The 11,580-nt window shown below is 68.1% G+C and carries 9 protein-coding genes; 2 read left to right on the plus strand and 7 right to left on the minus strand.

Features of this window, described 5'->3' with window-relative positions; genetic code table 11:
* Positions 1-47: 47 nt before the first annotated feature.
* From OG884_RS01360 to OG884_RS01385, 6 genes are all read right to left on the minus strand, one after another.
* Positions 48-1,151 (minus strand): sugar ABC transporter substrate-binding protein, encoded by a 1,104-nt coding sequence (locus tag OG884_RS01360; RefSeq protein ID WP_326641290.1) that lies wholly within the window; start codon positions 1,149-1,151, stop codon positions 48-50.
* A gap of 31 nt (positions 1,152-1,182) precedes the next feature.
* Positions 1,183-2,199 carry an ABC transporter permease gene (locus OG884_RS01365; protein WP_326641292.1) on the minus strand — a complete coding sequence of 339 codons (1,017 nt, stop codon included), beginning with the start codon at positions 2,197-2,199 and terminating at the stop codon, positions 1,183-1,185.
* A 1-nt stretch (position 2,200) separates the two neighbouring features.
* Positions 2,201-3,682: a sugar ABC transporter ATP-binding protein gene (locus OG884_RS01370; RefSeq protein WP_326641294.1), complete on the minus strand. Its 1,482-nt coding sequence runs from the start codon at positions 3,680-3,682 to the stop codon at positions 2,201-2,203.
* 272 nt (positions 3,683-3,954) lie between these two features.
* Positions 3,955-4,791, minus strand: a complete 837-nt coding sequence (locus OG884_RS01375; protein WP_326641296.1) for an IclR family transcriptional regulator — start codon at positions 4,789-4,791, stop codon at positions 3,955-3,957.
* A gap of 156 nt (positions 4,792-4,947) precedes the next feature.
* Positions 4,948-6,816 (minus strand): hydantoinase B/oxoprolinase family protein, encoded by a 1,869-nt coding sequence (locus OG884_RS01380; RefSeq protein ID WP_326641298.1) that lies wholly within the window; start codon positions 6,814-6,816, stop codon positions 4,948-4,950.
* Complete coding sequence (locus tag OG884_RS01385) at positions 6,813-8,873, minus strand: hydantoinase/oxoprolinase family protein (RefSeq protein ID WP_326641300.1); 2,061 nt, start codon at positions 8,871-8,873, stop codon at positions 6,813-6,815. The genes OG884_RS01380 and OG884_RS01385 overlap by 4 nt, the downstream gene beginning before the upstream one ends.
* Before the next feature lie 203 nt (positions 8,874-9,076).
* Here OG884_RS01385 and OG884_RS01390 point away from each other — a divergent pair, with 203 nt between their 5' ends.
* On the plus strand, positions 9,077-9,727 hold the full coding sequence (locus tag OG884_RS01390) for an SRPBCC family protein (RefSeq protein WP_326641302.1): 651 nt from the start codon (positions 9,077-9,079) through the stop codon (positions 9,725-9,727).
* A 33-nt stretch (positions 9,728-9,760) separates the two neighbouring features.
* Positions 9,761-10,855, plus strand: coding sequence for an XdhC/CoxI family protein (locus OG884_RS01395; RefSeq protein ID WP_326641304.1), 1,095 nt, complete (start codon positions 9,761-9,763; stop codon positions 10,853-10,855).
* 227 nt (positions 10,856-11,082) lie between these two features.
* Here OG884_RS01395 and OG884_RS01400 read toward each other — a convergent pair whose 3' ends face one another.
* Complete coding sequence (locus OG884_RS01400; protein ID WP_326641306.1) at positions 11,083-11,547, minus strand: DUF397 domain-containing protein; 465 nt, start codon at positions 11,545-11,547, stop codon at positions 11,083-11,085.
* Between the last annotated feature and the right edge of the window lie 33 nt (positions 11,548-11,580).

Consider the following 11,580-nt stretch of genomic DNA (forward strand, 5'->3'; position numbering starts at 1 on the left):
AGGGTCGAATCGATCGGCACCGCCGGCGACCCGGTACGGTGCCGTCGTCACAGGTCCGTCAGCTTGCCCTCGTACTCCGGGTAGCTCATCGGTGACTTCGCCACGATCGAATCCTTGTTCTCGCCGGTCATCATGTCCTGGAAGACGGTGTTCTTGAAAGTCGGGTTGCCGCCCTCGATCGCGGCGCGCACCGCCTCCGTGGCGAGCACCCCCGTCTCGGCCGCCGAGTAGTAGCGGGTCGCCGCCAGGTACGGCGTGCCCAGCCAGGTCAGCATCTCCGCATCCGCGTCGCTGGTGACGTGGGTGATGTTCTTGATGTCGTTCTGCTTCAGGTACGCGGAGACGCCGTTGCCCATCGCCGCGGCGTAGGACACGACCGTGGTCACGTCCGGGTGCGCCTGCAGCGCGCGCTCGACGACACCGACCGCCTTGCTACGGTCGAAGTACCCCTGTTCGCGGAGCACAATCTGGAATCCGCTCCCCTTGAGCGATTCGTCCAGGCCCTGGTCGATCCGTTCCGAGAATCCCTGCCCGACCACGCCCTGCACGACCACGACCTTGCCGGGCTTGGCGTTCTTCTTGAGCCAGTCGCCGATCAGCCGGCCGCCGCCGACGGAGTCGACGTGGGCGACGCCCTTGGCGTACTCGTCCAGCGGACCCGGTGCCGCCCACAGGGCGATGCCGGTCGGGATGCCCGCCGACTTGGCCTGTTTCACGGCCGACAGCACGGTGTCGACGGTGTTGGGCAGCACCACCAGCCCGGCGACGCCCTGCGAGATAAGGCTTTCGAGGTTCTTCAGTTCGGTCTGTACGTCGAAGTTGGCCTGTACGATCTTGAGGTTGTACGAGGTGCCGTCCAGCACCTTGGCGACGCCCTCCGCGACGTACCTGGTGTACTCGACGAGGCCGTTGAGCGATACCCCGATCGTCTTGCCGGAACCGATCCCCGCCGCGGAGCCGATCGCCGCGGAACCGGTCGGCGCGGAGCCGGTCGGCGCGGAGCCGGTCGGCGCGGAGCCGGTCGACGACCCGCAGGCACTGAGGATCGGGGTGAGCAGTCCCAGTCCGCCGAGTGCGGCGGCGCCGGTGAACAGTGTCCGTCGGCTGATGCCCGTCATCGCGGCACCGGATACGGGTTCTTGCTGGGTCATTACTTTCTCCGTTTCGTTCGGGCCGGCCGGGTCAGGCACGTCGCTGGACCTTGCGGCGTCTACGGAAGTCGGCCCCGGCGGTCACCGACACGGCCGCGATGAGGATCGCGCCGAAGACGAACTGGTCGTAGGAGTCGGGAACGCTCAGGAACGTCAGCGAGCTGGTGACGACACCGAGCACGAGCACACCGAGCAGACTTCCCAGGATCGAGCCGCGGCCGCCGGCCAGCGAGGCGCCACCCAGCACGATCGCCGCGATGACGACGAGTTCGAGCCCGACGCCCGCCCGAGGATCGCCGGCGCCGACCCGGCCGGTGATAACGACCGCGGCCAGGCCGGCGAGCGTGCCGTTGAGGACAAAAATCGCGATCTTCGTCCGGGTGGTCGCGATACCGGAGAGGAAGGCGGCTTCCTCGTTCGCGCCGAGCGCGAAGACGTTACGGCCGAACCGGGTGAAATGCAGCAGTACACCGCCGACGATCACGCAGAGCAGCCAGATCAGGGTCGGGGTACGCAGGCCGAGGAAGCTGCCCGTCTGCAGCCAGTCCAGGCCGGTCGGCAGCGGAATCGGAGTGCTCTTCGCCACGGTCAGCGCGATCGAGGCGAAGACCGCCAGGCCGCCGAGCGTCAGGATGAACGGTGGAACCCGCAGCAGCGACACGAGCAGGCCCCACAGCGCTCCGGAGGCCGCACCGACCAGGACCGCGACCAGCACGATCACGACGTCGGGCACCTCGCCCACCACCAGCTTCGCGGTGAGGACACTGCCCAGCGAGACCAGGCTGCCCACGGAGAGGTCCAGCTGGCCACCGACGAGCAGGAAGGTCTGGCCCACCGCGAGAATGCCCAGCACCGAACTGGCGACCAGCATCCGCTCCAGGTTCATGGTCGACAGGAAGGCGCCGTTGCGAGAGGAGGCGAGCGCCGACAGGGCGATGATGATCACCAAGAGCGGCAGATAGACCTGGAGGTGCTCGCGAACCGCCGGAGTGAGCCACTTTCGCCGGGCGGTCGTCGGGAGGACCACCTGAGTCTGCGTTGCCGACATATCAGCTTCCTAGTTCCATCTCGAAGATTCGGTGCTCGGTGGCGCTCTCGCCGTCAAGCTCACCGGCGATCCGGCCGTCCCGCATCACCACGACGCGGTCGGCGATGCAGCAGATCTCCTGGTATTCGGTCGAGAACACCACCACCGCGTCACCGGCAACGGCCCGCTCGCGAAGCAGCCGGTAGATCTCGGACTTGGACGGGATGTCGACTCCGGCTGTGGGTTCGTCCAGGACCAGGACGTCGCTACCGACCTGGAGCCAGCGGGCGAGGATGACCTTCTGCTGGTTGCCGCCGCTCAGTCCTCTGATCGGCGCGCGGACGTCGGAGAGTTTCACGGACAGCCGCCGGCAGACCTCGGCTGTCCGACGCGCCGCCGAGAGGGGGTTGAAGGCGGGAGCTCGCAGCATGCCGTTCTCGGCGAGCAGGGCGTTCTCGATAATGGAGCGATCCAGCATCAGGCCCTCACGCTTGCGGTCGGCCGGCAGGAAGCCGACGCCCGCCCGGGTCGCCGCCCGGCGTCCGCTCCGGTGCCCGTCCAGAATCCGCACCGTGCCGGACGTCGGCTGAATGGCGCCCGCCATCAGTTGCGCGACCTCGCGGCTGCCGCAGCCGACCGCCCCGGTCACCACCAGCACCTCGCCCCGGTGCGCCTTCAGGCTCACCGACCGGACGGCTCCGCCGAAGCAGGCGTCCTTGAGCTCTATCGCCACCGGGCCGGGGGTCGCGGCGCCCTCGTGGATGTCGGCACGTCGCATCGAGACCTCGTCGCCGAACATGTGGCTGATCAGTTCGCCGGTCGTCACCTCCGCGACCAGGCCGTCGTGGACCTTCGTCCCGTCGCGTAGCACCGTGTAGTCGTCGGCGAGCTCTATCACCTCGTCGAGGTGATGGCTGATGTAGATGACCGCGATGCCGCTGTCGCGCACCTGCCGTACGACCGAGAACAGCTGGTCGATCTCCGCGCGGTGCAGGGTCGCCGTCGGCTCGTCCATGATGATGCACTTGGCATCCGCGCACACCGCCCGTGCCAGTTCGAGCAGCTGCATCTGGGCGACGCTGAGGGTCCAGGCGGGGGCATCGGGGTCGAGGTCGGCTCCGACTCGCGCCAGTCGCCGACCGGCCTCGCGGGCCACCCCGCGACCGGTGACCAGACCGAACCTGCCCCGAGGCGGCAGATCGAGCAGAACGTTGTCCGCGACGGTCCTGGTGAGCGCGATCTGGCGCTCCTGGTGCAGCACCCGCACCCCGGCGGCCCTGGCGGACCGCGGCGTGAGCCGCTGCCGGCGACCGTCCACCAGGAGTTGACCCGCGTCCGGCTGCAGTGCGCCGGAGGCGATTTTGATGAGTGTCGACTTGCCCGCGCCGTTCTCACCCAGCAGAGCGTGAACGCGGCCGGCGAAAGCGGTGAGCGAGACGTCCTTGAGTGCCCGCGCGCCAGGAAAGGATTTCTCCACATTGCGCAGTTCTAGCGTGGCGCGCATGCCATACCCCTTATTCGCTGGGCGGATACCGTGTTCGCTAGTCGATGATGAGAGTTTAGGGCGAGAAGTACCCGTGTCAATAGGTCTCACCACTGAAGTTCTTTTCCGGTGAGGTCGCCTGTGACCAGGGACGCGGCTCCTACGCTGCGACGATGCCCGCGACGCGACGCCGCGATCACCGGTCGGCGGCGACCGCCACGTCACGACGCGGCGGCATCGCCGCCGACCGGGTCCGGTGTGGCGATGTGGGAGCGAAACCGAGTGGTGGCGGATCAGGCCTGGTAGCGGAGGTTGCGCATCGGCTGCCAGCCGATGCCCAGCGAGAGCGCCTGGGCCAGTCGCTGGACCGCGTCGGTGACCACGACCTGGTTCTGGCCACCGTCGAGATGGGCTCGCGAGACGACCGCGCAGACCGCCGCGACCACCGCGCCCTCACTGTCGAACACGGGCGCGGACACCGAGCCGGTGAAGGTCTGCACGTCACCCATGGTGACGGCGTAGCCCTGTTTCCTGACGGTGGCGAGCACCTCGCGAAGCTCCTTCGGATCGGTGATCGATCCGGGAGTCAGCGCGATGAGATCGCCGGCCAGATATTCCTCGATGAATTCATCGGGCTCGTAGGCCAGTAGCACATGGCCTTTCGAGCCGGTATGCAGCGGGAAATGGTAACCATAGGTGGTTCTGGTGATGATTTCGCCGGACAGCGCCTCATGGGAGTAAAGGACCACCGCGATGCCCTCACTCCGTTCGACCAACTGGAAAACGGCGAACGGGGTGTCCTGGGTCGCGCGGTTCATCAACGGGATGGCCAGTTCGAGCAGTCGGTGCCCGACCAGGTAGGTGGAGCCCAGCAACCACGTGCGCCGGCCGATCCTGAAGACACCGGACGCGTCCCGCTCCAGGAACTGGTCCGCCTCCAGTTGCGACAGCGTGCGGTGCAGCGTCGCCCACGACATGCCCAGCGCCTCGGCGGCTTCGGAGGCGCGCATCGGCTGCTGGGACAGCAACTCCATGACCCGCAGCGCGCGGGAGACTCCCTGTAGCGTCGGTTTCGCCCGACCGGCGGAGTCGGTGGGCTGCCCAGAGGACTTCGCGGTGCGTCGCGCCACGTTCACCCACTCCCTTCCCGGCCCCGAGCTTCCCGGCCCCGAGCGGTAGATATGCGGACCCGGCCCGCGGCAGTGGCGATTCTAACGCACGACAACGATCTACGGACGGAGTCCGGCGGGGGAGGACCGGGCCCGGGCCGCCTCCCCCGTCTGGGCTCATCCGGTGACGGCCGGCCAGTCGTCCGGATCGGACCACCCCTCGGGCCAGACCAGGCCACCGGCGCTCTGTACCTTGCGGAAGTGCTCGCCGCGGTCGAACATGCCGAGCGTGTCACGACCGCGCCGCCGTTCGTCCCTGAGGCGCTCGGTGGCGTCGGCGTCGACCACCAGATCGTTTCCGGTTCCGGTCACCACCACCCCGTACTCGGATTCGGCGGCCTCGGGAGTGACGAGACCGCACAGCACGTCGTAGTGAACCAGCTCGGTCTCCCGATCCAGCGGGTCTCCCCAGCCACCGCCGCCTGTCGTCCACAGGCGCACCAGATCACCGGCGCGCACCGGCACGTCGTCGACCATCCCCGGCAGCGACCGCGGGCCGCCGCCGTCGCTCTCGATGGACACCCCGTACGGCTGGCCGGCGACTCCACCGTTCACCCCGTAGGGAGCGAGCTCGGAGCGGTCCGCGTTGGACAGCAGGAAACAGTCGCGCAGCGCCCGAACCCGCTTGTCGTAGCCGAACCCGCCCCTGCGCTTGCCCGCGCCGGCCGAGTCGGTCTGCAGCGCGAGGCTCTCGACCAGCACGGGATAGCGCTGCTCGGAGAATTCAGCGGGCAGGTTACGGGAGTTCGGCACGATGTGCACCACGTCGCTGCCGTCGGCCCAGGGGCGCCCAGGGCCGCCGCCGCCGAGCACCTCGCGGAACAGGCTCAGCTTGCCGTCGCTCTCGCGGCTGTGCATGCCCCAGATGCGGATGGTCTCGTGGTCCGCGGGCATCTTCCCGCCGGTCGCCTTGGCGAGGACTCCGGCGAAGATGCCCAGGGAGCGGATCAGGATGAAGAACCGGAGCCCGGTGGGACGCCCGAAATGCGGGGTGACCAGGGTGCCCTTCTCCGGGAACCTCACATCGAGAACGTCGAGGATCCCCTCGTTGATGTCGATCTCGGCCGCACGCTCGGGGGAGTCCGCCAGGCAGCGCAGCACCGGTCCCAGCCACTTGCGAACGAAACGCCCCTCGCAGTAGTCGATCGCCCAGTTGATCGGCCCCTCGGCCTCCGGGTCGGTACCGGTGAAGTCAAGTGTGATCTTCTCCGCGGTCTTGGTCATGGTGATGCGCATCGCGAACAGCTTGCGGGTGAAACCGTCGGACTCGATGTAGTCCTCGAAGGTGTACACCCCATCGGCGATCTTGGGCAGCAGTTCCCTGCGGATCGTCTCGGCGCAGTTGTCGATGATGGAGTCGAACGCGCTCTCCAGGGTCTCGACACCGTACCGCTCGGCGAGCTCGATGAGCCGGCGGGAGCCCAGCTGGCAGGCGCCGATCTCGGAGTCGATGTCGCCGCGCAGGTGCTCGGGGAGCCGCGAGTTGCGCTCGATGATCCTGAAAGCGGTCTCGTTCAGCACGCCCCGGTCGTAGAGCTTGGCCGGCGGAACCACCAGACCCTCGCCCCACTGGTCACGGACCTGCACCGGCAGGCTGCCCGGCACGCAGCCGCCGACGTCGTCGTGATGGCCGAAGACCTGGGCGAATCCCAGCAACCGGCCCTCGTGGAAGATCGGCACGGTGGTGCACAGGTCCGGGACGTGACCACACGAACCGGAGCTGTTGTACGGATCGTTCCAGAAGAACACGTCTCCGGGGTTGATGTCGTCGCCGAAGAACTCGAACACCGGCTCGACCAGCGAGCCGTACGACCGGCCGGTGAGCTTGCGCCCCTTGGCGTCGTACAGACCGACCCGGTAGTCGTGCTGGTCCCGGATCATCGGGGACCGGGCGGCTCGCTCGACGGCCGCCTCGATCTCGACCTCGGCCGAGCGGATCGTTCCGGTGATGACTTCGAGCTCGATGGGTCCGAGTGTGGTTTTCATGCCTGCCGCCTCACCATGATCAAGTTGCCGAAGGAGTCCGTCGAAGCCGCCCAGTTCGCGGGTACGACGACTGTGGCGCCGTACTCCTCGACCACGCAGGGGCCGCTGATCCGGCTGCCCGCGCCCAGCTCCGAGCGTTGGTAGATAGCGCAGTCCTGCCGGCCGACGCCTCGCCAGTAGACCTCGCGCCGCGCCGTCGGCTCGACGGGACCGGTCGAGGCGGGCACTCCCACCAGTTCCGGCCGGTGCAGCCGGCCGATCGCCTGCACCCGGAGGTTGACGATCTCGACCTCCTGCTTGCCCTCGTAGGAGAAGCCGTAGATCCGGTCGTGCTCGGCGTGGAACTCGGCCGTCACCGCGGCCAGTGAGTCCTCGTTCGAGACGCCGGCCGGGATCGACACGGATACCTCGTACCCCTCGCCGACGTACCGCAGGTCCGCGCCCCGGATCAGCTCCACCCGGGCGGCGTTGATGCCCTCTTCGGAGAGCTCGTCCCGGCCCTGTTGCTCCAGCTCCTGCCAGACCGGCGTCACCTCGGCGTCGACCCCGTCCGCCACCTGGCGGACGAACGTCCTGACGTAGTCGCGCTTGACGTCGGTCACCTGCAGGCCGAAGGCCGACAGGTTGCCGGGGTTCGGCGGGACCAGCACCGAGGTCATGCCGAGGAATTCGGCGACCTCCGTGGCGAGCAGCGGCCCCGCGCCACCAAAGGCGACCAGCGTGTAGTCACCGGGGTCGCGGCCCTTGAGCGTCGACACCTGCCGGATGCCGGCCACCTGACCGGCCACCGCGACCTCCAGGACGCCGGCCGCGATCTCCTCGGCGGACATGTCCCAGTTGGCGCCGAACTCGCGGAAGACGGAGTGCGCCGAGGCCCGGTCGAGCAGGAGATCGCCCCCCACCAGGGAGGCCGGGAAGTATCCCAGGACCGCTGCCGCGTCGGTCACCGTGGGCAGTTCACCACCGCGCCGGTAGCAGATCGGCCCGGGCACGGCACCCGCGCTCTTCGGACCGACCTTGAGCGCCCCGTTCGGACCGACCCACGCCAGCGAGCCACCGCCGGTTCCCACCGTGGCGATGTCGATCATCGGGATCTTCACCGGGTAGTTCTCGATCACGGTCTCACTGGTCAGCCGGATCGTCAGGTCCTCGATCAGCGCGACGTCGGTCGAGGTTCCACCGACGTCCAGCGTGATGATGTTCTTGATACCGGCGCTGCGCGCCGATTCGACGGCGCCGAGCACGCCGCCGGCGGGCCCGGACAGCAGCATGGTGACCGGCTTTTCCCCGGCGGCACGCGCACTGACCACGCCACCGTTGGACTGCATGATGAGGAAGGGCAGCTCGCCCGAGCGGGTACGAAGTTCCTGGTGTGCCCGGTCGAGGTAGGTGCGGCAGTACGGCTTGACCATCACGTCGAGCAGCGTGGTCATGGCGCGCTCGTACTCGCGGTACTCGGGCAGCACGGTGCTGGACAACGACACGAAGAGATCGGGGAACGCCTGCCTGAGCAGTTCCCCGATCCGCTGCTCGTGCATCGGGTTCGCGTAGGAGTGCAGCAGGCAGACCCCGAGCCGGGTCACCCCGGCGTCCACGAGTTCCCGCGCCGCGCTCAGCACCACCGCCTCGTCCAGCTCGCGATGGACCGAGCCGTCGTAGGTGAGCCGCTCGGGAACCTCGCGCACCAGGTGCAGCGGCACGATTCGCGGGGGCTTCACCCAGAAGAACGAGTTTCCGTAACCGTCGGGGACGGACTGGCGCGCGATCTCGATGATGTGCCTGAAGCCCTCGGTGACGAGCAGGCCGATGCCGCCGAACTCGTGCTCCAGGACGGCGTTCGTCGCCGTGGTGGTGCCGTGCACGACCATCTCGACGCTGTCGAAGCCGCGGTTCGCCTGGGTGAGGACCTTCTCGATACCGGTGAGCAATGCCCTGCTTGGATCCTCCCGGTCGCTTGGGGTCTTGACGACGTGAACGTCGCCGGTCTCCCCATCGATGCCGATCACGTCCGTGAACGTGCCCCCGGTGTCCACCGAGATCCGCAAAGTATTGGCCACGTGATCGCTCCTATTGACTCGTATCCGCTGAACGGACATACTATGCGCTGAAGGGACAGTAGCTTTACCAAAGGTCCACTGTCAACGGAACATCTGGCGGTCAAGCAGTAGGGATTTTCTTCACTGAACGGATCTCACATCCCTTCAGTGAGTGCGGGACTCGCTGCTGTCACCGTCCCCACGACCCTCGTCTGGAGTACCCGATGAAGCTCGAGCAGGAATTCACCATCCCCGTCGAGGTCGATCGCGCCTGGGAGGTTTTGCTGGACGTGGAGCGGATCGCTCCGTGTTTTCCCGGTATGTCGTTGACGTCGGTAGAGGGGAACGTCGTCAACGGCTCGGTGAAGGTGAAACTCGGCCCGGTCCTGCTGAACTACAACGGCGTGGCCGAGTTCAAGGAGCAGGACGCCGCGAACCACCGCGTCCTCATCGACGCCAAGGGCGCCGACATCAAGGGCGGCGGCAACGCCTCCGCGCAGGTGACGGCCACCCTGCACGCCGTCTCGACGTCGAGCACGAGGTGTTCCATCGTCACCGACCTCAACGTCACGGGCCGGCCCGCGCAGTTCGGCCGCGGCATGATGCTCGAGGTCGGCAACAAGGTCCTCGGCCAGTTCTCCGCCAATCTCGCCGCGAGCCTCGCCGCGGGCGACCAGCCGGCCCCGGCACAGCCCGCCACCCCGCACCCGAACTCGGCCGCGGCGCCCGTGGCGGCCGTGCGACCCGCACCGCAACCGGTCGAGGCGCTGGACCTGCTCGGCGCCGCCCGCGGCGCGGCCCTGAAGCGACTCGCCCCGGTCGCGATCGCCGGGGTCGTCGCGATCGCGCTGATCGCCTGGTGGGCCACGAAGTAGCCGCCTCGATCACACTTGGGAAGGGGCCGACCGATGCGTGAGGCAATGGCCGAACTCGGAGACTGGTACCGGCGCGGGACACCCTTCGCCCTGTGCACCGTGGTGGACACCTGGAGCAGCGCACCGCGTCCGCCCGGCGCGATCATGGCGGTGAACGCGGCCGGAGAGGCGGTCGGCTCCGTCTCCGGCGGCTGCGTGGAGGCCGCGGTGTACGAGGCCGGGCGCGAGGTGCTGTCCTCGGGCCTGCCCCGGCTTGAGCACTACGGCATAGCCGACGATGACGCCTTCTCCGTCGGGTTGACCTGCGGTGGCCTCATCGACGTCTTCGTGGAACGGGTGTCGCCGGAGACGTTCCCCGCCCTGACCGAGGTGTTCGCCTCCGTCGAGGCACGCGAGCCGGTCGCCGTCGCGACGGTCCTCGACGGCGACGGCCGCCTCGGCGCGCGGCTGGTGATCTGGCCGGACCGCATCGCCGGCTCGCTGGGAAACGACCCGCTCGACCACGCCGTCACCGATGACGCGCGCGGCATGCTGGCCGCCGGACGGACCGGTGTGCTGACCTTCGGCCCCGGCGGTGAGCGGCGGCTCGACGACGTGCGAGTGTTCATCTGCTCCTATGCCCCGCCGCCGCGCCTGCTGGTGTTCGGCGCGATCGACTTCGCCGCGGCGGTCGCCAGAATCGGCAAGTTCCTCGGCTATCACGTCACCGTCTGCGACGCCCGGCCGGTTTTCGCCACCGCGAAACGCTTCCCGGACGCGGACGACGTCGTCGTCGACTGGCCGCACCGCTTCCTGTCCGAGACGGTCGTCGACGAGCGCACCGCGATCTGCGTGCTCACCCACGACCCGAAGTTCGATGTCCCGCTTCTCAAACTCGCCGTCCGAACGCCCGCCGCCTACATCGGCGTCATGGGTAGCCGCCGCACGCATGACGACCGGATGGCACGGCTACGCGAGGAGAACGTGTCCGAGGCCGACCTGGCCCGGTTGTCCTCCCCCATCGGTCTCGACCTCGGAGGCAGGACGCCGGAGGAGACCGCGGTGGCGATCGCGGCCGAGATCATCGCCCTCACCTGGAACGGAACGGGCGCCCGGCTCTCCACCATCAAGTCGGCCATCCATCGTTGACCAGCGGTGTCGCCTCGCATACCGGCGAGCCTGGCAAGACCGGGGACCTGAGATCGACCTTCTGTTCTCAGCGAGCACGCGGCCTCCCCCCGGGACTTTGACAGACCGTCGTCTCAGCCCCGTGTCTTCCTGCCCGATACCGACGAGACCCGTCTGACCTCGCGAATCGTCTCCGGCAGGCAACCGGCCGCCAGGAGGGGATGTCCGGGCGGCCGGTAGGGGACCTCTCAGCCGAGGTCGAACTCGCTGGCCTTCACACCGTTGACGAAGGCGTCCCACTCGGCGGGGGTGAAGAAGAGCTTGGGGCCGTCGGGGTCCTTGGAATCACGTACGGCGATCAGGTCGGGGTGCTCGGCCTTGTGACCGAGGCCATCGGCGACGCCCTTGAGCTCCGCGACCTCAACACAGTCGCCACCATTACTTCCAGAGAAGCTTGACTTAAACCACTTGGCGCCACTCAGGTCCATTTTTCCTCTACCGTCCTCTTGATTAGATCGATGGACATACTCAGCCTGGATCCACTTCCGCCAGTCGAGGAGGCGGCGGAGGGCTCCGCCCGTGTTAAGGGCCGCGTCGCAGGCGTCGGCGAACTCCGGGCTGGCCGGAAGCAGACCGGTCTCGACGCCGCTGATCAGGGACTCGCTGAAGTGGATTATCTCGGCCAGTACCAGCCGGTTACAGGTGGATCGCAAGTTCCGGCATCCGGGGTGAGGAACATGCTTCGC

The sequence above is a fragment of the Streptosporangium sp. NBC_01755 genome (assembly GCF_035917995.1).
Classification (GTDB): Bacteria; Actinomycetota; Actinomycetes; order Streptosporangiales; family Streptosporangiaceae; genus Streptosporangium.

Coding starts and splice junctions, on each gene's coding strand:
- OG884_RS01360 (WP_326641290.1), bottom strand. CDS start 1,151: ATGACCCAGCAAGAACCCGTATCCGGTGCCGCGATGACGGGCATCAGC.
- OG884_RS01365 (WP_326641292.1), bottom strand. CDS start 2,199: ATGTCGGCAACGCAGACTCAGGTGGTCCTCCCGACGACCGCCCGGCGA.
- OG884_RS01370 (WP_326641294.1), bottom strand. CDS start 3,682: ATGCGCGCCACGCTAGAACTGCGCAATGTGGAGAAATCCTTTCCTGGC.
- OG884_RS01380 (WP_326641298.1), bottom strand. CDS start 6,816: ATGAAAACCACACTCGGACCCATCGAGCTCGAAGTCATCACCGGAACG.
- OG884_RS01390 (WP_326641302.1), top strand. CDS start 9,077: ATGAAGCTCGAGCAGGAATTCACCATCCCCGTCGAGGTCGATCGCGCC.
- OG884_RS01395 (WP_326641304.1), top strand. CDS start 9,761: ATGCGTGAGGCAATGGCCGAACTCGGAGACTGGTACCGGCGCGGGACA.